This window comes from Sphingobacterium sp. UBA5996, from assembly GCF_002429765.1.
Classification (GTDB): domain Bacteria; phylum Bacteroidota; class Bacteroidia; order Sphingobacteriales; family Sphingobacteriaceae; genus Sphingobacterium.
This window is the reverse complement of sequence record NZ_DJAS01000014.1, coordinates 55872-78080: the sequence shown is the minus strand read 5'-3', so window position 1 is coordinate 78080 and position 22209 is coordinate 55872. Positions and strand designations below refer to the sequence as shown.

Sequence of the window (22209 nt, the reverse complement as noted above, 5' to 3'; positions counted from 1 at the left end):
TTCCATCAAAATAAACAGCTATTTTTTTGGTTCTGGATTTTTTATTTCATCGTCCTTTTCCCACCATTCTGAAGATTGCAGATCATCGATTTCCCGACGGTCCTTTTTAGTAGGCCGACCGGTACCACGATCTCTTTTGAGGACAGGAGCGTGAAACATAGATTTATATCCAACCGTCTCTTCAACAGGAGTTTGATCCTCGTAGAATTGCACAGCAGTCTTTGCATCCACACGACGGTCCAGCAGGCCGGTCACAAGCACGATTTTACGCTCAATACCTTTTTGAACGTGATATACATCGCCTAACTTTACTTCGTAAGATGGTTTTATATTCTGTCCTTTTAATTTAACTCTTCCAGCCTTGCACGCCTCGGTCGCCAAGGTTCTGGTTTTAAATAAACGAATTGACCACAAATATTTATCAATTCTTAATTTTTCTGATGTTCCAGCCATAGTACAAAAATAGCTATTTTTAGAACCATTACAACCAAAAGAAATTATAGAAAATATCCATACACCTGAGTTCAATTATCAACCCTCTCCTATTCAATCGCTCACCAACCAAACGTCAACTCCTCATTGCAAGCGGACTGTTAAAACGAGCATTGCATGGTGAATGCACCTTCAACAGGTGGATTCAACGTGAACTCGCTGCGCGCACACTGTGGGTACGGTGAAGAGCTGATCATAAATTGGTACGCTGTTGGTATCTGGAAAGTATAACGCAAGGAACAATGGATAAAGTTGCTTTTAAGTCCAACTTTATCTAAGTTTGTACATCAAAATAAACTAATTCAAATAAGCAAAAAAATAATATGGTAGAGCCACTTAAAAAACTGATTGAGGAAGCTTGGGAAGATAGGCAATTATTAGAATATAAAGAATATACGGAAGCGATTCGTACGGTCATCATGAAATTAGATAGCGGTGAAATTCGCGTCGCCGAAATGATTGGCACCAGATGGCACGTGAACGATTGGATCAAGAAAGCTGTTATTTTGTACTTTCCTATTAATGACATGCGTGAAATGACTGCTGGGCCTTTTGTATTTCATGATAAGATGAAACTCAAAACAGACTATAAGCATACGGGCGTGCGTGTTGTACCCGGGGCATCGGCTCGTTTAGGTGCTTATTTGGCTAAAGGGGTTATTATGATGCCTTCTTATGTTAATATTGGTGCTTATGTAGACGAAGGTACGATGGTGGACACATGGGCAACTGTCGGCTCTTGCGCTCAGATCGGCAAACATGTACATTTGAGTGGTGGCGTTGGCATTGGTGGTGTATTGGAACCTGTACAAGCAGCTCCGGTTATTATTGAAGACAATGTTTTCATCGGATCAAGAGCGATTGTAGTCGAAGGTATTCGCGTAGAAAAGGAAGCCGTATTAGGTGCCAATGTTGTACTAACAGCCTCGACAAAAATTATTGATGTGACTGGATCTGAGCCAGTAGAATATAAAGGTTATGTGCCTGCCCGCTCTGTTGTTATTCCAGGATCGTATACGAAAAAATTTGCAGCTGGAGAATATCAGGTTCCTTGTGCCCTGATTATTGGACAACGCAAAGAGTCTACGGACAAAAAGACTTCATTAAACGACGCTTTACGTGAACACAATGTTGCGGTTTAAAATTAAAATTAGCATAGAAAATTAAAGATGAGTGGATTCGTAGATCGAGAAGATTTGAATAAGGCTTTGGAAACGCTAAAAAATGGTGGACTGATCCTTTACCCAACGGATACAATTTGGGGAATAGGCTGCGATGCTACCAATCCTGAAGCGGTAGAAAAAGTCTTTCAACTGAAAGGAAGAGACAAATCTAAAAGTCTGATAGTCTTATTACATAATGACAATCAACTGGCGAGTTATGTCAATGAGATTCCCGAAGTCGCTTATCAACTTATTGAATACACAGAAAAGCCTTTGACAATTGTTTATTCGAATGCCAAAAATCTTGCTCCCAATGCAATAGCGGAAGACGGATCTATTGGCATTCGAATTGTCAAACATCCTTTTTGTGAGCAGCTGTTACAACGCTTTCGCAAACCCATAATCTCCACTTCGGCCAATATCAGCGGTGAACCTACAGCAAAAGATTTTGATGAAATCGCTGACACCATTAAAGCTGGAGTCGACTATATTGTCGCTTACGACAGGAATGTAGCAACAGATGGAAAATCATCTACCGTTATGAAACTAGACCCAAGTGGTAAATTCGAATTTATTAGAAAATAATATGAAAAAGATCTTTTTATTTCTTGTTTTGGCCATTGTCGTCACTCGCTTTTCATTCGGGCAACAAAAGGATATTCCAGCAGCCAAGCCCGGAGTAAAATATGGGAAAGAAATTTCTGCTTCCAATGCGATTTCAGTGGCAAAGCTTGAAAAGGAGCTTACACAAAAGAATGCTTTCCATGGAAAGATAACGGGTAAGGTGGTAGAAGTGTGTAAGAAAAAGGGTTGTTTCATGACCTTACAACGTGACGGACAAGAGCCTATTACCGTGCGTTTTAAAGACTATGGTTTTTTTATGCCATCGAACATTGTCGGTAAGACGGTTGTCGTGGAGGGGAGCGCAAAGAAAAAAGAAGTTTCCGTCGCATCTTTACAACATGCCGCAAAGGATCTTGGCAAATCACAGGCTGAAATAGATCAAATTACACAACCCAAAAAAGACATAAGCATTATTGCTGATGGTGTTTTGGTTGTAAAATAAAGTTGTATACGCTTACGCTGTCGTTGTTCCGATGAAAAGATTTCAAACATCACCCTGTCAATCCATACTAGTCGATGGCACCTTAATGACCTTCGATACGCCCATTATTATGGGCATACTCAATGTGACTCCGGATTCTTTTTACGATGGTGGCGATAATACGACCGTTGAACGTGCGGTAGGGAAAGCAAAGGAGTTATTGCTTGAGGGAGTTCAAATTCTCGATATTGGCGCCTATTCTTCACGTCCAGGCGCACCATTAATTTCATCACAGGAGGAAATGGATCGAGCTCTACCACCAATTCGAGCAATTAAAGCGGCGTTTCCTGATGCCATTTTATCAATTGATACCTTCAGGGCCGACGTTGCAGCTGCAGCGGTCGAAGCAGGCGTTCACATCATTAATGATGTATCTGGTGGTACACTCGACGATAATATGTTTGCTACAGTAGCCAAATACCAGGTTCCTTACATTCTTATGCATATGCGCGGTATTCCCGAAAATATGCAGGAAAAAACAGACTACACAGATATTGTAACGGATGTTGCCACGTTTTTGGGTGAGCGCATCGCCGTGCTAAGAAGTATGGGGGTGAAAGACATTATTCTTGATCCAGGCTTTGGCTTTGCCAAGACAGCCGAACAGAACTATGAGTTGCTTTATCGTGTCAATGAACTTCACTACTTCGAATTACCAATTTTGGGCGGAATATCCCGCAAATCCATGATCTATAAAAAAATCGGGATCACAGCCCAGGAAGCGTTAAACGGTACTACCGCTTTGAATACATTACTGCTCGAAAGAGGCGTACAAATTCTACGTGTACATGATGTAAAAGAAGCGAAACAGTTAGTTGATCTCTTCTATTCATAGATTAGCTCTATTTTCCTAAAAAGCATATCATCGGATTTTCACAGTGTGATACGGACTTTCCTTGCTATCGTCCAACTGTTATATAGGAATGGTCCGAAAGACTTAAAATCTATCAAATAAGTTAAGCTTAGATAAAAATTCCTGGGCAAAAAAACTGCCCAGGAATTCCAAAACTCGTTTTATTTTATTTCGCTGCTACGGTCAACACAGCCTTCTTATTCCCGGCAGTCAAATCCAGCGTGAAAATATAAGTCTTACCTGATTCTAATACTTTACCGGTTTTTATACCAAGATTACCCGAGTCACGTCCATTATTGCCATCCCCCACAAATACAATATCACTTGTAGTTGTGATGTCCGCACCTCCAAATTCACCTCCCCATCCTTTTTGATGGAAAAATTTGAAGTTGATGTTATCAGAATTTATGGACTCTCCGGCCTTAACCGTTATCTGATATTTCTTATTACCTAATGGAACCAAACAAAGCGCTTTATCCGTATTCCAGCCTACCTGATTACTGGATACCTTAGGTTTTCCAATTCCTTCGCCAATAATCCAGATGGCACCAGTTCCGTCATCTTGTAGTTTTGCCAAATCATTACCTGTCATCGCCTCAACCACAAAGTATTTTAAGTTAAAGTCTGCGGTAACACGGTATTTCCCGGTTGCTCCTTTAAACGAAAGAGTTCCATCGGCCGCTTGAGCAAAGTAATCTGGATCAATCCACCAATTTTGCAGATCCGCAATCCCTTCGAAGGTTGTCGCTTTTCCTTGCGCGAGCTCGATTTCAACTTTGGAATGCTTATCATCTAGTCGGCTAAACTGCGATCCATTGAGTAGAACAACAATAAACGGAGAAGCCTGAAAGGTCAATGTATTAAATTGAATCGGATATACACCAGAAGTCGAATTCGAGAATGGAATTTCGGCAGTAGAACCTAAATTAATAACATTATTGACCCAACCAAAATTCATTGCATTTCCTTGTGAACCAACTTTTGGCGCTTGGATATAGCCTTTTACTTCTGCAGGAAAGTTTTCTTTTGCTGCATATTGATTACGTCCTACCTTTTCCATTCGATATGACTTGGATTCGGTGACCAAGGTTAAATACGGAAAGTCAGGTCTGCTGAGGCTTAGGTCAAAAGACTGTTCGCTCGTTTTCTGGCTTATATTCTGCAAAACAAATTTTAATGTTGCTTTTCCGTCGGGAATACCTTTCAGGAATGGAACATAAATCTTTCCAGCGTAGTCTCCGTTTTCTTTGGTACGGATCACGGTCTCTGTTACCTTGTCATCTGTAAAATACAACTGGGCTTTAACCGTAGAGAGTGCAACTTCGTTATCGGAAACGTGTACTTGGAATTCTAGGCTATCACCAAAATTTGCGGATGAAATAGGTGATTTCAATTCGATTTTAGGATCCCCTACCTGATAGGTATATTTTTCATCCTTTTTACAGGAACTTACTGCGGCAAGAGCAGCAGTTGCCAAGAGTAGATTGATGAAGTATCTTTTCATTTATTCATAATTTATGCGCTATCGGCAAGATAGCGCTTAGGGTTTATCGTCCTCCAATTAATAAGTCCAGCGGTAAGAAACAACCGCCTTTGCTGGCACATCATAGCTAAAATGATTTTTACCGTCAGCCAATGTGATTTTGCGGCTATCGCCTGAGTCATTTAATAAAACGACAGCATAGGTTCCATCTGTATTTTGAAACGCCGTATAAACCAAGCCTTCAGCAGTATACCCAGAGGTGCCAATCCGTATCGCTCCTGATTTGACCACCGCAGAAAGATGACCAACAATATAATAGTGCGAATTGCGTGTTATATTTTTATAATTCGCCTTACTAATATCTACAGCTCCATAACATGTCTGACAGCCGCCCTCCCGATTCGGTCCTTTTTCGGTATCTAACATCAGATTCCAGACAATTACACCCTTACTCCAATTGTTAACTGTGCCAATGGCGACTTCACGCATATCTTCCATCAAACGTTTTTCAAGATTCCGGCCATCATTCCATTCCCCAATGGATGTTTCTGTAAAGACCAGTTCTTTATCCGGACGTTGATTATGGATATCTATTAGCTCAGCTTTATCACCACCATAGTTGTGGTAAGCCGCTCCCGCAAAGAATGATGCTGCTTCGGCATCGTTATAAATCTTCACAGGGTAATCAGTCTGATCAGCAATATCATCATAGTTATAATTATGATCAAATGCATATATTTTTGTCGACAGGTTTGCTGCTTTTAATTGTGGCCCTAAAGATTGTTTTACAAAAGCTTGTTGTTCTTGCCATGACATATAAAGCGACGCGGAATTCTTCCTATTCAAAGGCTCATTTTGAACAGTAATGGAATAAATATTGATACCTTCTTTCTTCATTGCCTGGATCCATTGCACGAAATACCAACCATAATCCTGGTAGTATTTTGGATTTAGCTGTCCGCTAGTCCAGGAATCAAAAGGCTTTAAATCAGTCAGGTTGTTAACTTTCATCCATTTCGGTGGAGTCCATGGTGAGCCCATGATCTTTATAGATGGATTGATAGCAAGTATCTCTTTAAGTACCGGAATGATATATTGGGTTTCTTCCATCTGCATGCCGAAATTTTCCTTTCCTTCCTTGTCCCAGCAGGTATATTCACTCAAAGAGAAGTCGGAACATCCAATCGCAATACGGATGTAATTCATTCCCATTCCATCTTTATCTGAGAAAGTCTCGGTAAGAAATTTTGTTCGATCGTCCTTACTCATTTTCATCAGATTATAACAGGTAGACCCTGTAACTGCTGCACCGAAGCCGTCCATTGTCTGAAATTTCTTAGCTGGATCTAGCGTAATTGTATTGGGCGACATGTTAAATTTGGAACTGAAATCAACAAAGCGTTTTCCAAAATCCAAAGACCGACTGCCTGTCGTCGTATAAATGGTAACATCACCACTTTTTTTAATTTCATCACCTTGTGAAGGTGTATAGCTGTCACGGTTACAAGATGTTGCCGTCACTAGACAGGACAACAAGAATGTATATATCATAGTTTTTTTATTATTACGTTTCATCTGTTAATATATTTGTCTCCATCCATCAGATGGGGGATTCCACTTGTTAAATCAATTAATACCCCGGATTCTGAACTAGATTAGGATTCTGATCAATTTTTGGTTGCGGAATCGGTAAACGGTAAGAGTTCTTCGTGAAGGGATACACCTGTGCCTTTCTTCCAGCATCTTTTGCATAAACAGCATTCATGACAGATTCGACCTTGTCTAAGCGCACGAGATCAAACCATCGTTGTCCTTCGAAGGCCAATTCAAGACGACGTTCTTTCAAATAAGCGTCTAATAAAGCGTCCTTATTTGAACGTATGGCAGCGGATATTTTAGGCAATTTAGCACGTGTGCGAATTTTGTCAATAATGTCTGCTGCACCGGATAAATCTGATCCCTGTTGAATTAAAGCTTCTGCCTTAAGCAATAAAAGATCTGCGTAACGAAGCTTGACAATACTATTAAATGCAGACCGCAGTTTAAACATGAATGGATAATGATTGGAAGGATAATAGTTGCTCCAAGTAGTGGAATAATAGACGATAGATTGCCCCAAACGAATCTGATCCCCTTCATTCGTATATGCCTGTATCAAATCCCGTGATGGGGTTATCCATTTTGCCCATGTGAAGTTATTATCATAATTGGACAAATCCCTTCCAAACATCCAAGTCGCCCAGTTACCTCCTCCAGAAGTAAACTGTGCCTCCAAAATCGATTCTTTCGTATTCCGTTGTGCAAGATCGGTGTTGCTTGCATTCATTGCATATAAGTCTGAGTAATTGGTATTCAGATCAAAACCATCCGCAGTCAATGCGTCAACAAATTGAATAACCTTAGCATAATCGCGAATTGGTTTTTCGGCATAGATCTTTGCCAGCATAGCGCGCGCTACGGATTTGGTAAATAAAGTCTTATTTCCGTTGTTGTTGGCTGGTGCATCTGCCAATCCATCCATCAAATCTTTTTCGATCTGTTTGTAAGCTTCTTCTTCGGTAGCTTGTTTAGGGAAATACTGCGGATAAACTTCATTGACATTATCACCGGTAATATCGGGTGCAATTGTGGTAATGACAGGGATAGATCCAAATATACGGACCATATCAAACATCGCCAATGCTCTGAATAGTTTCGCTTGTGCTTTATAAGTCCTAATTTCTGTATCGCTCACCGATTTATCGGCGACACTATCCACATAAATGATCAATCGATTTGCACGTCCAACATCTTCCAGATATCTTCCCCAATCCCGGTCAACCACAGAATTAGACCCTTCAATAGAATTATTTTCAAAAGGTACAACTTCCGCGCCGGTTGTTCCCGCATAGGAATTATCGGCGTGGGAATCGCCAATCAAGAGGAGGTCGAGATACCAATGTTCCTGCCGATCTTTCATCTGCTGGTAAATTCCGGCCAAATAAGTTTCAACTTCGGCTTTATTCTTGAAAACGATCTGCGTTCCTGTCTCTGTCTTTCCTTGACTAACATCCGAATAATCTGAAAGTGGATCACGGTTCAAAGAGCAAGAAAATAAAAACAAAGAGCCGGTTAGCAAAGAAAGCGCGTTACTTATATATTTTTTCATGATACAGACAATTAAAACTCAATATTAAGACCTAAAACAAATGAACGATTCTGTGGATAGGTTCCCCAATCAATACCCTGGATTCTGGAATCAGATCCACCGGAATACTGGTTCACTTCGGGATCCATGCCCGAATATTTGGTCAAGGTAAATAGATTACTTACGGATAGATAAGGCTGAATTTTGTTGATACCAATCCGTTTCAGTTTTTCAGGCGTGATAGAATAACCCAAAGAAACATTTTTCATGCGCAGATAACTGCCATCTTCGACGAAATAGCTTGAGTTTTTCATATCGAAACCTGCTTTTGGAACATGCGTAATTTGTCCAGGTACCCGCCAACGATCCAATACTACTGTTGTTTGATTGCGACCGTCATACATTCCCTCTGTTTCCATACGGCTGGCATTGAAGATATCATTGCCATAAGTCCCCTGAATGAATATACTTAGATCGAAATTCTTATAAGAGAAGCTGTTTGTCATACCGTACACAAACTTTGGAAGCGGATTACCGATATAGGTACGGTCGCTTGATGAAATCTTACCATCGTCATTCAGGTCACGATACATGAGTTCACCCGTTTCAGGATTTACACCATCTGATAGATAACCGTAGAATCCTGCAAGCGATCTCCCCGGCTCATTTTTTACCACGAAGTCATTGACATAATCGTTTGTCTTGACATCATAATACACCTGTTGTAAATCCAATTGCTGTAGTTTATTTCTGTTGAAAGAAATATTAAAATCTGTGTTCCAAGTTAAATTTCCGGTCAGATTCTTTGAATTCACCGCAAATTCAAAACCATGGTTGTTCAGACGGCCACCATTTCTCTGGATCGTGTTTGCTTGCTGTCCTGCAGGTAGACTTGCATTCATTAAAAGATCTTTGGTATCCTTGTTGTAATAATCGGCACTGACCGTTAACCTGTTGCTCAACATGGTGATATCAAAACCGATGCTGGTGGTACTTGTTGTTTCCCAAGTCAGGTCTTTCGCTCGTAAGATTGTTGGTTTGTTGATATTGGGCAATGAATTTTCTTTCCCCTCTACAAACCACTGTTGACGTTGGATACCGCTTAATTGTAGATATGCATAATCGCCTAATCCGTATTGATTACCAGTTTGTCCCCATCCACCGCGTATTTTAAAATCATTAATCCAGGCAATATCTTTCATAAAGTCTTCCGAAGAGATTCTCCATGCAGCCGAAACCGATGGAAAATATCCCCAACGGTGTTCTGGGCTAAGCTTCGACGAACCGTCTGCACGCATATTCGCAGTCACTAAATACTTGCCATCATAATTATACATGGCACGAGCAAAATAGGACATAATTCCCCAGTTTGATGCCGTAGATCCTGTCCTGTCCCAAGAAATCTTATTGGCAGCATTCAGCGTTTCAATGATGCCATTTGCATAGTTTGAGCCAAAAATCTCACTTCTAGCGTACTTAGAATCTGTCCAGGAAGAACCACCCATTACTTCCAGATTATGCTTACCAAAGCTTTTGCTATACGTTAAGATATTATCCCAAGTTAATACGGTGTTTGTATTACGCATGTCGGAGGCCTCGCCAAATTGATTTCTTCCCCATGCTGTCGTCCAAGGATCCAGGAAGGTAGTCATAATGCCAGATCTTCGATCGAATGAAAACGAAGTTTTCCAAGTGAGGTTCGGCATAAAAGAAACCAATGCACTTCCTGTGGCGACAATCCGATTTTCTCGGTTATTATTATTTTTTGTCCGCGCTAAGTTTTCCAAAGGACTGGTGATGTTGCTGATCCCATAGAAATTATTATAGAATCGATCCGGATTTGCCAGATCCCATACCGGCGCATAAGTGGGTGTTGTAATCACGGAGGTAACAACACCGCCACGATTGGATCCCAAGCCCGAGGTAATACCATTATCATTGTTATCCGAATAATTGATATTCGCATTGACCTTTAACCATTTTCGAACCTGATTGTCAATATTAGCACGGAAATTATACCGTCTAAAGAACGAGCCTTGTAATGTCCCTTTTTCATTCAAATAACCGCCACCCAAATAGTAACGGATTTTCTCATTACCATCCGAAATCGATATTTGATGGTTTTGCTGAATACCTGTTTTGTAGGTCTCTTTAAACCAGTCGGTCTGATCCAACAACCCTTCCGGAAGGTTGACTAGGCCGATCTCATCCTGTAAATCTTTGTATTGGCTGGTATTTAAAACCTGGACAGTGTTATTGACAACATTGGCTGTCCATTGTGTTCCAAGCGTTATTTTTGCTTCACCAGCTTTACCGGACTTGGTCGTTACTAAAATAACGCCATTCGAACCGCGAGAACCATAAATGGCGCCGGATGAAGCGTCCTTTAGAATTTGGATATCCACTATATCATTTGGTGACAAGAATTTAATATCCTCAACAGGAACCCCATCAACGACATACAAAGGAGTAGTATTGCTATTAAAAGATGTTATTCCGCGAATTTGTATTTGAGGTGCTGCACCTGGTTGACCACTCGGCTGAATAACAGTTACCCCGGCCGCTTTGCCTTGAATAGCTTGGCCAAAATTAGTAACGGGTCTCTTCTCTAGATCTTTGGTAGAGACAGAAGAAATTGCAGTTGTCACGTCTTTTCTTTTCACACTACCATAACCGATTACAATGACGTCCTCAAGCACATTGGTAGAAGAGTTTAATTGGACCACCATGGTACTATTGGCGGGCACTTCTTTGGTATCGTATCCAACAAATGTAAATTGGAGTGTACTGCCCGTACTAGCTGACATTTGAAAACGCCCATCTCCGTTACTGGAGACTGCATTGCTACTTCCCTTCTGTGTAATGGTTACCCCAGAAAGTGGTTTCTGATCATTGGCATCCAGGACACGTCCACTGATTTGGATCCGGTCTTGGGCAAACACCAAATTCATCAAGGTGAACAGGAAAGCCAACCCCATAGAAAAGGCAACTTTTCGTGTAAAGTAAATCATATGAAATAAAAAATTGGTTATTGTTTCATCTTTTGGTTATTCCAAAAATGGCAATGAGTTTCCCCTGCTTCATTGCTCAAAACAAAACTAAGGTCACCTTGATACAGAAAAAAGAGTGAGTACTTAAAAAGTACCGGTTAAAAAACACAACAACCTAATAATAAGATTAATACAAAAACCAGAGCGCTTTAAAAAGTACCTAAATAAGCGAAAGAATCGAATTATCAACTGTTTTTTGGTATAGAAAACTGCGTCTACGCACGGTCAATTACCGCAATCTGGCAGACAGCAGCTTCAAAGGCGTCCCGATTTCCGGCAGCTTTATTACGTACCTTTGTTCTATAATTATAAACAGTCCGAAGAGAATAACGCAGGAAGCTTGCAATCTTTACCGAATCATCAATGCCCAATCGAATTAAGGCAAAGATGCGAAGTTCGGTATTTAACAGCTCTGTCTTTTTGGGGTATATCTTCTCGTCCTCCTGGAGCAAAGCATTGAATTCATCAACAAAGGTCGGATATAAGTTTAAGAAAATACGATCAAAATTAACATACAGTTGTTTTACCTCCCGTTCCTCCATTTGTGTTGACTTCAACTGCTCACGAAGAGCATCCCATTGTTGATTTGTAGCTTTCTTTAATAAAACCTTTCTAATATCTTCCATTTTATCGATATAGCTGGAGCACATATCAAAAAATTGAGCAATATACTCTTCTTTGATGTGGTTGGATTCCGATAATTTAAGGTTAGTCTGATTAATTTCATTATTTAATGATCGAAGCTGCTGATTTGTTGCTGACAGCTGTGATCGTATTCTTCGCAAATGTTGCACCTGTCTATAAATAATAAGGAGTGCAATGATGACACCAATCAATAAAATACTGACGATAACGACTAAGCCAACCAACTGCCTATTTTGACTACTGATTTTCTGCTGATAGGCTGCATTGATGATAGGATATGAAGAGGTACCTTCGATAATCCGATAACGGACTTTACATAACATCGCATCGTCAATTGCTTTTTCGATAAACTGAAAAGCTCGGTCAAAATCTTGCTGATCATAATATGTTAGGGCGAGGTCGTGAAAAGATGCGTTGTCACGATTAGCCATTTCAATATCAGCACTCGCCGATATGGAAAGATAATAGATCTGACTTTTTATATCCTTCTCATACTTATATATGAGTCCCATAAAATACGCTATCAGGGCGCGCTGCTCAACATCCTTCTTGTTTTCATTCCAAAGCATTAACAGTTGTCTTTTAGCATCCTCACGATTACCGTTGAACAACGTTTTTATGGCAATGGTGGTACGATATTCCAAGGAAGACTTTGGCAGTACCGTCAACAATGAATCACGATACTTTTCACTTGCCTGATAATACTCTGATCGATTATTGCTCTGACCATAATGGCTATAGAAAGAGCTGTAGGTATCATAATACTTTGCCAGGAGATCCCTGCCAAGATGAGCTGACTCGACTTGCTTCAATAATTGTGCGGCTTCGATGTATCGTCCGATAGTGGAATAGACCCATGCCAAATCGAGATGAATCACTGCCTGTAAAGAATCATTATCTAGCGGAGCCAGTTTTTGACACAGTAAAATATAAGAAAGCGCTGCGTCAGAATCAAATTTCTTATAATTTTCAAAGATTTCGTAGTTTTTCTTCAAAAATTCAGCAGGATTACTTTCGAGAGCTTTTGCTTCTTGTTTCAGTTTTTCCAGCTTATCTTCACGATTTTTGACGTAAATCTTTTGGTTGTCCATTAAATATTCCAAACGTTGTAAAACCCGGGTGCTATCGGAAGCCACTTGGGCAGCTAGGTAAAGACTAAAATGTGCGAAAAGAATAAAAAGAAAAATGCGCTGCAACATACTAAAATCGGTTCAACATTCTGTTGCCTAAACTACATAAAAATAACTACAAAACATGCATGACTTTGCAGCAACCATTAGCAATGACAACAAACTGAATGTTCTTTCTGCCCTATAACATGAAGGACTATCAGAAAAAAAGAGGACGTCTCACGACGGCCTCTTTCCCTGACCTTTTTGGGTCCAAGAATTAACAAGTTAATTCTTTATCGCATGAAAAATAGTTTTCCTATTGAAATAAAAATCTTATTGCCAGCCCCCTCCTAGGGCTTTATAGAGTAGAATCTGGTTTAACGTACTCTCTTTCTCCAGCTCCACTTTTCCAACTTGGGCTTCCAAAGATTCTTTTTGAGCCGTCACAACATCCAATGATGACACCCTCCCGGCAATAAACAGCTCTTGGGCAGCTTCAATAGATAATTCCAATGCCTGAACATGCTCATCTACGAAATTACGTCGTTTGACGATTGCCTCTTGCGTCATAATCACATTAGAAACCTCATTGTAAGCATTTAAAACCGTTTTTTCATAGTCCACAAATGCTATTCCATAGTCTGCTTTAGCAATCTCATACTGCGTTTTAAGCTGTCTTTGATTAAATAAAGGAAGTGTGATACCGCCAAAAAGATTATAAGCAATAGATCTATCCAAGTTAAATAGCTTACCAAAGCTAAAGCTCTGTAATCCTACAAATGGACTTATTGCAACAGAAGGTAGAAATGCCAGACGTGAAGCTTCTTGGCTGTTTGAAGATGCAATCACCTTGAGATAGGCAGCTTTAATATCCGGACGTTGATTCACTAGGTCATCTGGTGTACCAAATTGCATAGCATGATATAAATCTGCATTTTCGGTATAGGTACTTCTTACAATAGGTTGATAAAAGCGTCCCAGTAATCCATTGATATGATGTTCCCACAAAGCTATCTCTTGAAGTAACTGCTCCTTGGCAGCTTTGGAGTTGGCTAATAAAGCCTTAAATTGCTGTACAGATAATTCTGTTGCATAACCAGCATCCTTTTTTAGCTCAACAACTTCTAATGCATTTTTATGCAAGGCAATATTCCGATCGTATACCTTTATTTTTTGGTCCAACGCTATCAGTTCATAATAAGCCGTGGCAATATTGGAAACCAACTCTGTTTCTAAAAGGCGCTTACCTTCCTGTTCAGCTAAAAAGCCAAAATAAGCTGCTTGTTTTTGGCTCTTCAACTTTCCCCAAAGGTCAATCTCCCAGGAGGAGCGAAGTCCTATAAAATAATCTGGAATAAAGGGCTCAGGCAATTTTTCATCACTTTTCAGGTTTTCCGAAAAATTTGAATCGTAGTTACCTATTCCCGATTCTGTATAATGTCCATATTTCCGTATTCCACCTTCCACTGCAGCTTCAACGGTTGGCCCTAATGCCGCCTTACGCTGTTTAAAATAAGCTTGTGCAGATTCCAGTCGCAAGATCGATTGACGAATATCCATATTATTCAGCAAAGCAGAATCAATCAGAGAAACTAATTTTGGATCCCTAAAGATTTCCTTCCAGGACCTGCGGCCTACATTTAAACTATCCGGCGAAATGCTTTTGGAAAATGAGGTCGGTACATTTACTTTCTCGGGTTGATGGGCCTTTTTAGGCACCGAACAACTACCCAATAAAATAAGTGCGGCTATGACTAAAGACGCTTGTTTGACCACTTGTTTCTTATTATCCTTTTTTGAGAATAAAATCACTAATCCAGGGATGACAAGAATCCCAAGTATGGTTCCGATAAGCATCCCGCCTACCGCAGCGGTACCAATACTCCGATTGCCCAATGCTCCGGCTCCACTGGCCATCATTAAAGGAATCAAACCTGCTATAAATGCAAAGGAAGTCATTAATATGGGACGCAAACGGGCTACCGCTCCTTCAATTGAAGCTGTCACGATATCCATTCCCTGCTTATATTTCAAATTGGCATATTCCACAATCAGGATGGCGTTCTTACCCAACAAACCAATCAGCATCACCAATGCTACCTGAGCATAAATATTGTTTTCCAATCCGAAGACTTTCAAGAAAATAAATGCGCCAAAGATCCCTGCCGGAAGACAGAGGAGAACCGGTAAAGGCAACAGAAAGCTTTCATACTGCGCACATAACAACAGGTAGACAAATAGAAGACATAGGGCAAAAATATACAAAGCCTGGTTTCCAGAAATCTTTTGCTCACGGGTCATACCCGACCATTCAATACTATAGCCTTGCGGCAAAGAAGAAGCAATTTTCTCCACTTCTTCAATGGCTTGACCTGAGCTGAAACCCGCTGAAGACTGCCCTGTGATCATGGCTGAACTAAACATATTATAACGCGTTATTTGTTCAGGCCCATAAATTCTTTCCATGGAAATAAAGGCATTGTAAGGTACCATCTCACCTGTCTCATTCTTTACATATAGGCGCAATACATCTTCTGGCCGTTGGCGATATTCGGGGCCAGCCTGAACCATCACTTTATACATTTGTCCATAGCGAATAAAGTTTGTTGCATAAAGACTTCCCATCAAGGTCTGCAGTGTATTCATAGCATTTTCTACTGATATCCCCTTTTTTGCAGCCATATCGTAGTCAACCTTCAGCATATATTGCGGGAAGTTCACATCAAAGCTGGAGCTGATATCCTGAAGGACCTCGCTTTTCTCCATATCGTCCATAAACTTCTGCAGCACCTCCGCCGTTTTATTGAGATCCTCATTACCACTTCGATCCAAAAGTCGCAACTCAAAACCCGACGAATTACCAAATCCCGGCACCGTTGGCGGCGGAAAGAAATCAATCTGTGCATCAGCAAAATCCTTGGTTTTATCGCGTAGCTCCTTAATGACATCATCGACAGTCTGGTCCCGCTCTTTCCAAGGCTTAAGGTTAATCATACCCATTCCATAGGAAGCTCCTGATACTTCGGTAACAATACTATATCCTGACAAGGTAGAAACAGTTTCAACAATATCAAGCTTTCTTGATACGGAGTCAATTTTATCCAAAACGCGTTCTGTGCGGTCTACAGTTGCACCCGGCGGTGTCGTTACCGCGACATAGATCATCCCTTGATCTTCTGTTGGAATAAATCCAGAGGGTAAGATGGCACTACTGCCCCAAGTTGCTACAAAAAATCCTCCCAACAAAAGAAGTGTCAGTCCGCGTCGCGCACTCGTTTTTACCAAAATACCTTTATAGCCAAAGGCTGTTTTATCATAGATTTGGTTGAATTTTTTAAAGAAACGGTCCAACCAGTTATTCGTTGGTTTACGGTCGTGTGGCGATTTTAGGAAAAGTGCACACAACGCAGGAGTCAATGTTAAAGCGTTGATTCCAGAAATAACAATAGCTGCTGCGAGTGTCAGCGAAAATTGACGATAAAATATTCCGACCGGTCCTGAAAGAAAGGCTACTGGAACAAAAACAGCCGACATAACTAAGGTGATGGCCACAACGGCACCACCAACTTCTTTCATGGCTTCCAATGTTGCCTCCATGGGTTGGAGATGTTCCTCTTCCATTTTGGCATACACAGCTTCCACGACAACAATACCATTATCTACCACAATTCCTATCGCCAATACCAATGCAAATAAGGTCAACAGATTGATGGAGAAACCGAGCATCTGCATACAAAATAGTGCGCCAATCAAACACACGGGCACGGCCAAAATAGGGATAATTGTGGCTCTAAAATCTTGCAAAAAGATAAATACCACAATAAAAACCAAAAGGAATGCCTCTAATAAGGTTTTGATAACAGAGGATATTGAAGCATCCAAAAACCGCGACACATCATATCCCATCGTATAGGTCATGCCGGTCGGGAACTGGGTCTGTTTCAGCTCTGCCATCCGATCCTTCACACGCTGAATAACCTCCTGTGCGTTTGATCCAGGCAATTGCTTTAACATGATGGAAGCCGAGGGCCGACCATCGGTCTTTGACACCATTTCGTAATCTAATGAGCCAAATTCAACATCGGCAACGTCTTTTATACGAATAATGGAGCCATTTGCCGTGGCGCGAATAGGAACGTTAGCATATTCCTCAATTTCAGTGAATTTACCCGGATAACGCAAAACATATTGTTGCATATTACGCATTTTATCCGAGCTGATACCTGTTTGACCTGGCGCGGCCTCTATATTCTGTTTGCGTAATGCAGCAACCACCTCCTCAGCAGAAATATTATAAGCTGCCATACGGTCAGGCTTAACCCAAACACGCATCGCATAGTCGCGCATCCCCATAATCTGAGCAAGTCCAACCCCCTCAATACGTTTAAGTTCCTTTAGAATGTTAATGTCCGCGAAGTTGTAAATGAATCTTTCATCTGCCGTTTCATCGTCCGTAAAAACATTCAGATACATCAACATCGAATTGACCTCTTTCTCTGTAGTAACCCCTGCTTTAATTACTTCCTCGGGTAGTTCATCCAATACTGTTGTAACGCGATTTTGTACGTTTACAGCAGCGATATCTGGATCCGTGCCGACTTCGAAAAAGATCTGAATCACTGTGCTCCCGTTATTGGTAGACACCGAGTTCATGTAAGTCATCCCTGCAACACCGTTAATTGCCTTTTCTAAAGGAATAGCAACTGCATTTGTACTCACTTCGGCGTTAGCTCCTGTGTAATTGGCATTGACGACTACAGAAGGTGGAACAATATCCGGAAATTGTGTAATGGGCAATGTAAATAAGGCCAACAGACCCAAAAGTGTAATAAACACCGAAATAACCAACGACAGTATAGGCCGTTTTATAAATGTTTCAAACATAATCTATCCTCCGCTACAATTTCCTCATTTTTGGATTAATCTTCATTCCACTCCGCAGTCCTTGCACTCCTTCATAAACAACTTTGGCATTGGAATCCAAACCTCCGTCCACAATGTAATAATGGCCCACACGGGGGCCTGCACTAAAAGGTGTCATTTTAACGGTACTATCTGCCTGTAGTGTATACACATAGGTCTTATCCTGAATCTCAAATACTGATTTTTGATGTACAAAAGTGTGCTCTCCTGTCTCCATAGGTACCGCGATCTTACCAGTTGCACCGTGTTTTAGGATATGTTCGGCATTTGGGAATTGGACCCGAAGGGCAATCGATCCTGTATTGGCTTCAAACTCACTTTCAACAAGATGCGCAATTCCTTCATGTGGATAAAGCTCACCATTGGCTAAAATTAATTTCACCGACTTTTGCGTTTCTTTGCCATTCAGCTTATCGCGCATAAGTGCTAGATACTCCCGTTCAGAAATATCAAAATAAACATTCACTTTGCTGAGGTCAGAGATTGTTGTTATCAAACTTCCTTCGGTCAAAAGAGATCCCTCACGTAGTAAAATACGGTCTATACGGCCGTCAAAAGGAGCCCGTATAACCGTATAATCCAATCTTGTCTGTGCCTGATTAACCAACGCACGAGCTTCCTCTATTTTAGAATTGGACGCTTTTAGCTGAATCTTTAATAGATTATACTCCGAAGGGCTCACAATATTCTTGTCAACCAATTTTTGAGTTCGTTCCATCTCCAGTTTTATCTTTTGAGATTCGGCAATAGCATTATCATACTGTGCTTTGGCTTTGGCTAATTCTGAACGGTATTCCTCATTATTATATTTAAATAATAGCTGTCCTTTCTTTACCCAGACGCCTTCATCAACATAGATTTTATCCAAAAATCCATTCAGTTTAGAGCGAATCTCGACGTTTTTTAAGGCTTGAACATCAGCAATATACTCCTGGTAAACAGTGGTGTCCATCACCATCAAAGATGCAACAGGGATATTTTTGAGTTCTTCTTTCTGATCAGCGTTAGCATTAGAGGAGCGGCATGATGCCAGCATCCCAACCGCACCAAGTAAAAGGCACAGTATCCGTAATTTGTTCATAGGGAAATAATCTTCTTTTTAGTGGTCACTATGGAATACCCAATTAATTTTCATCCATGTAGGCGTTTACCAGACATGGGTATTTCAAACGATAATAAAATGTAAAATGTTAAATTCTCTTGCTAGCCATTAAATTTCAATGACTGAAGGGATCATGTAAGCAAAGGGACTACGATAACTTCATCAAGTCTGAGTTGTACGCTATAACCTCGGTCGTATGACGCACAAAAACTGTCATACTTTTCAACTTTAATGAAATGTAGCTTTGAATGAAAAGATAAATAGAAAATAGTTAGAACGGTCGAAACCGGTATAGGAACCGATAGTAACCCGGCCGACAGATGGTTTTAGAACGGTAAAAAGGATGTTCGTCATCCTTTGCAAAGCATAAAGCGGTAAAAACAATACCGAAAACAAAAATGAATATTGGTAACACTTGACTATTGACGGCAAATATGCGATAATCGTCCTGCAACAGCACTTTTTCCTCATGGGAAGATTGAATAGGATCCAAATCCAATACATCATCTAAAAAATACTCCACAATAGTCTCACCCGCATGCACAACCTGTCCCGTTGCCGACGAGAAAGAATCATACGTCAACAAATTAAGGTATGCAAAGAGTATTAATAAATGAAATATTTTACCTAACATATTCTAATTAAGAACCACAAAGGTATGATTTTAAATACCCAAGATTATTGTATTCATGTAAAAAAACCATGACAGCCTCAAAATTAACTATCATGGTTTTCAAATACAACTCAATTTTCATCGATTGTTAAGAACTTTTAACGTTCAATGAAGTGCTAAATTTTCGTATAGATTAAGGATTAGCGAACTTATTGCTGTAGCAATTTTATCACTTATTTATCTTTTCACGACTAAAGGAATACGGAGCGTCCTCTTTTTTTGTACCTCTATTTTTATTTGGGGCATCGCTCATTTTGAACTGAAGGTTGGCGCCCTGCAGTAAGTCTTTATAACGGATATAATTCCTGTCATAAGGTTTTCCATTCCAGGAAAGTTGGTCCACATAAACCTGATTTCCCTCCTTTTGCTTCGCTTCAATCAGCACTTTTTTACCGTTTTCAAGACTTAGGGTCACCTTATCAAATTGTGGAGAACCGATCACATATTCTCCTGATCCGGGTGAGACGGGATAAAATCCCAATGAAGAAAAAACATACCACGCCGAGGTCTGCCCATTGTCTTCGTCTCCACAATAGCCATCCGGTGTGGGCAAATAGAGTTTATCCATTATTTTGCGTACCCAATATTGTGCTTTCCATGGCTCTGCAGCATAATTATAGAGGTAGGGCATATGTTGAATCGGCTGATTACCATGCGCATACTGCCCCATATTCATCACCTGCATCTCACGCATTTCGTGTATCATACCGCGACTCTTCATCCCCTCATAACTCGGAATAACAAATACGGTATCCAACATGGATACAAATGACTTATTACCACCCATTAAATCAATTAAACCTTGAGGATCGTGGAATACACAAAAACTCCAATGCCAAGCATTTCCTTCCGTATATTCTCTTGACCAAGCACTCGGGTCAAAATTGGGAACGAATGAACCGTCGGCATTTTTTCCGCGCATCAGTTTAGTACTTGGATCAAACAGATTTCTATAGTTCATTGCCCGTTTGGCATAAATAGCTGTTTCCGCCTGGGGTTTACCCAACATTTTACCAAACTCATAGATACACCAGTCGTTATACGCATACTCCAGCGAACGCGCTACATTTTGGTCAACCTTTACATCGGCGGGTATATAGCCTAATTTGTTATAGTATTCATAACCAAAACGGCCAGTAGATGTGTGTTTGGGATAGGCATTATTGGCGCCATGTTTCAATGCTTCCCACAATAACTCTTTATCATATCCCTTCCGACCAGTAATTAACGCATCCGCGACAATAGACGCAGAATTGTTTCCAATCATCGATGCGCGGTGTCCTGGCGAAGCCCACTCAGGAAGATAACCGCTCTCTTTATAAGCATTTACCAAGCCTTCTTGCATACGATCGTTCATAGAAGGGTATAATAAATTCAATAGTGGAAATAAACTGCGGAATGTGTCCCAAAAACCTGTATCTGTAAACATTTCTCCAGGTAACACCTGGCCATTGTAGGGGCTATAGTGAATACGGTTACCCCTTGCGTCGATCTCCGAAAAATCTCTAGGGAAAAGTGTTGATCGGTACAGACAGGAATAAAATGTACGCAGCCTGTCAATATTATGGTCTTCAACTTGTACACGTCCCAGAACGTCATTCCACTGTGCTTTACCTTCGTCAATAACCTGTTGAAATGTCTTCGACTCAACTTCTTTCAAATTAATTTCTGCCTGTTCAAAACTTATAAAAGAGGAAGCGATCCGAGCAATGACTTTCTCGCCTCTCTTCAGGGAAGGGAAGCCAACGACTGCTCCGGCGTGATTATCCTGAATTTCCAATTCATCTGTTCTTATCGCGCCGCTTTTAACAGCAGCTTTGTAGGAAAAAGGTTTATCAAAAGTAACGACGAAATAATTTTTAAAATTATCCGGAACGCCGCCGCTATTCTTTGTTGAATAACCGATGATCTTATTTTCCTGAGGAATTACTTTAATATAAGAGCCCTTATCAAAGGCATCGACGATAACGTAAGCACTATCTGTTTTAGGAAAGGTAAACTGGAAGATTGCCGCTCGTTGCGACGGAGACAATTCAGTTGTTACATCGTGATCTGCGAGATAAACACTATAATAGTAAGGTTTTGCAATTTCGGCTTTATGTGAAAACCAGCTTGCTCGTTTCTCCTGATCAAATTGCGGAGTTCCCGTGACAGGCATGATTGAAAACTGCCCATAATCATTATTCCAAGGGCTTGGTTGATGGGTTTGCTTGAACCCTTTGATTTTATCTGCAGTGTAAGTATATACCCAGCCGTCTCCCATCTTGCCCGTCTGTGGTGTCCAGAAATTCATACCCCATGGCCTTGCGATCGCAGGATAGGTATTCCCGTTAGACAATTCATACTTCGATTCGGTACCGATCAGAGGATTCACAAAATCAACCGGTGAGGGCTGCTGCGCCATAGCTGCATGAATAGCGCATAGAAAAAGAATGCTACCTGTAAGTTTTTTAATATTAAACATATTTATGCTTTTGGGTT

14 protein-coding genes are annotated in these 22209 nt (G+C 40.6%); 4 read left to right on the top strand and 10 right to left on the bottom strand.

Going from position 1 to position 22209, the window contains the following annotated elements; all coding sequences use genetic code 11:
• Positions 1 to 18: 18 nt before the first annotated feature.
• Entirely contained in the window at positions 19 to 453 is a 435-nt protein-coding gene (locus B3E00_RS10780; protein ID WP_293882578.1) for an RNA-binding S4 domain-containing protein, read from the bottom strand.
• 362 nt (positions 454 to 815) lie between these two features.
• On the opposite strand from B3E00_RS10780, the gene B3E00_RS10775 reads away from it, so the two are divergent.
• The 4 genes from B3E00_RS10775 to folP are packed head-to-tail and all read left to right on the top strand — an operon-like array spanning position 816 to position 3595.
• Positions 816 to 1634, top strand: a complete 819-nt coding sequence (locus B3E00_RS10775) for a 2,3,4,5-tetrahydropyridine-2,6-dicarboxylate N-succinyltransferase (protein WP_293882576.1) — start codon at positions 816 to 818, stop codon at positions 1632 to 1634.
• Between the two features lie 27 nt (positions 1635 to 1661).
• Complete coding sequence (locus B3E00_RS10770) at positions 1662 to 2240, top strand: L-threonylcarbamoyladenylate synthase (RefSeq protein WP_293882574.1); 579 nt, start codon at positions 1662 to 1664, stop codon at positions 2238 to 2240.
• A gap of 1 nt (position 2241) precedes the next feature.
• On the top strand, positions 2242 to 2721 hold the full coding sequence (locus B3E00_RS10765; RefSeq protein WP_293882572.1) for a DUF4920 domain-containing protein: 480 nt from the start codon (positions 2242 to 2244) through the stop codon (positions 2719 to 2721).
• 31 nt (positions 2722 to 2752) lie between these two features.
• Positions 2753 to 3595, top strand: a complete 843-nt coding sequence (folP, locus tag B3E00_RS10760) for a dihydropteroate synthase (RefSeq protein ID WP_293938397.1) — start codon at positions 2753 to 2755, stop codon at positions 3593 to 3595.
• A 184-nt stretch (positions 3596 to 3779) separates the two neighbouring features.
• On the opposite strand, the gene B3E00_RS10755 is transcribed toward folP, so the two are convergent.
• The 9 genes from B3E00_RS10755 to B3E00_RS10715 form a co-directional block, all read right to left on the bottom strand.
• Positions 3780 to 5117, bottom strand: coding sequence for a DUF5125 domain-containing protein (locus tag B3E00_RS10755; RefSeq protein WP_293882567.1), 1338 nt, complete (start codon positions 5115 to 5117; stop codon positions 3780 to 3782).
• A 57-nt stretch (positions 5118 to 5174) separates the two neighbouring features.
• Positions 5175 to 6647 (bottom strand): glycoside hydrolase family 30 protein, encoded by a 1473-nt coding sequence (locus B3E00_RS10750; RefSeq protein ID WP_293938396.1) that lies wholly within the window; start codon positions 6645 to 6647, stop codon positions 5175 to 5177.
• 79 nt (positions 6648 to 6726) lie between these two features.
• Positions 6727 to 8244: a RagB/SusD family nutrient uptake outer membrane protein gene (locus tag B3E00_RS10745; protein ID WP_293938395.1), complete on the bottom strand. Its 1518-nt coding sequence runs from the start codon at positions 8242 to 8244 to the stop codon at positions 6727 to 6729.
• An 11-nt stretch (positions 8245 to 8255) separates the two neighbouring features.
• Complete coding sequence (locus tag B3E00_RS10740; protein WP_293938394.1) at positions 8256 to 11234, bottom strand: SusC/RagA family TonB-linked outer membrane protein; 2979 nt, start codon at positions 11232 to 11234, stop codon at positions 8256 to 8258.
• Positions 11235 to 11488: 254 nt separating this feature from the next.
• On the bottom strand, positions 11489 to 13117 hold the full coding sequence (locus tag B3E00_RS10735; protein ID WP_293938393.1) for a DUF6377 domain-containing protein: 1629 nt from the start codon (positions 13115 to 13117) through the stop codon (positions 11489 to 11491).
• A gap of 246 nt (positions 13118 to 13363) precedes the next feature.
• A complete protein-coding gene (locus tag B3E00_RS10730; protein WP_293938392.1) occupies positions 13364 to 17914 on the bottom strand; it encodes an efflux RND transporter permease subunit in 4551 nt (1516 codons plus the stop codon).
• Between the two features lie 13 nt (positions 17915 to 17927).
• Positions 17928 to 19034 (bottom strand): efflux RND transporter periplasmic adaptor subunit, encoded by a 1107-nt coding sequence (locus B3E00_RS10725; protein ID WP_209577457.1) that lies wholly within the window; start codon positions 19032 to 19034, stop codon positions 17928 to 17930.
• 292 nt (positions 19035 to 19326) lie between these two features.
• A complete protein-coding gene (locus B3E00_RS10720; protein WP_209577455.1) occupies positions 19327 to 19689 on the bottom strand; it encodes a hypothetical protein in 363 nt (120 codons plus the stop codon).
• Positions 19690 to 19897: 208 nt separating this feature from the next.
• Positions 19898 to 22192 (bottom strand): GH92 family glycosyl hydrolase, encoded by a 2295-nt coding sequence (locus B3E00_RS10715; RefSeq protein WP_293887543.1) that lies wholly within the window; start codon positions 22190 to 22192, stop codon positions 19898 to 19900.
• Positions 22193 to 22209 lie beyond the last annotated feature (17 nt).

Coding starts and splice junctions, on each gene's coding strand:
- B3E00_RS10715 (WP_293887543.1), bottom strand. CDS start 22,192: ATGTTTAATATTAAAAAACTTACAGGTAGCATTCTTTTTCTATGCGCT.
- B3E00_RS10740 (WP_293938394.1), bottom strand. CDS start 11,234: ATGATTTACTTTACACGAAAAGTTGCCTTTTCTATGGGGTTGGCTTTC.
- B3E00_RS10765 (WP_293882572.1), top strand. CDS start 2,242: ATGAAAAAGATCTTTTTATTTCTTGTTTTGGCCATTGTCGTCACTCGC.
- B3E00_RS10745 (WP_293938395.1), bottom strand. CDS start 8,244: ATGAAAAAATATATAAGTAACGCGCTTTCTTTGCTAACCGGCTCTTTG.
- B3E00_RS10735 (WP_293938393.1), bottom strand. CDS start 13,117: ATGTTGCAGCGCATTTTTCTTTTTATTCTTTTCGCACATTTTAGTCTT.
- B3E00_RS10730 (WP_293938392.1), bottom strand. CDS start 17,914: ATGTTTGAAACATTTATAAAACGGCCTATACTGTCGTTGGTTATTTCG.
- B3E00_RS10775 (WP_293882576.1), top strand. CDS start 816: ATGGTAGAGCCACTTAAAAAACTGATTGAGGAAGCTTGGGAAGATAGG.
- B3E00_RS10750 (WP_293938396.1), bottom strand. CDS start 6,647: ATGATATATACATTCTTGTTGTCCTGTCTAGTGACGGCAACATCTTGT.
- folP (WP_293938397.1), top strand. CDS start 2,753: ATGAAAAGATTTCAAACATCACCCTGTCAATCCATACTAGTCGATGGC.
- B3E00_RS10755 (WP_293882567.1), bottom strand. CDS start 5,117: ATGAAAAGATACTTCATCAATCTACTCTTGGCAACTGCTGCTCTTGCC.
- B3E00_RS10770 (WP_293882574.1), top strand. CDS start 1,662: ATGAGTGGATTCGTAGATCGAGAAGATTTGAATAAGGCTTTGGAAACG.
- B3E00_RS10720 (WP_209577455.1), bottom strand. CDS start 19,689: ATGTTAGGTAAAATATTTCATTTATTAATACTCTTTGCATACCTTAAT.
- B3E00_RS10725 (WP_209577457.1), bottom strand. CDS start 19,034: ATGAACAAATTACGGATACTGTGCCTTTTACTTGGTGCGGTTGGGATG.
- B3E00_RS10780 (WP_293882578.1), bottom strand. CDS start 453: ATGGCTGGAACATCAGAAAAATTAAGAATTGATAAATATTTGTGGTCA.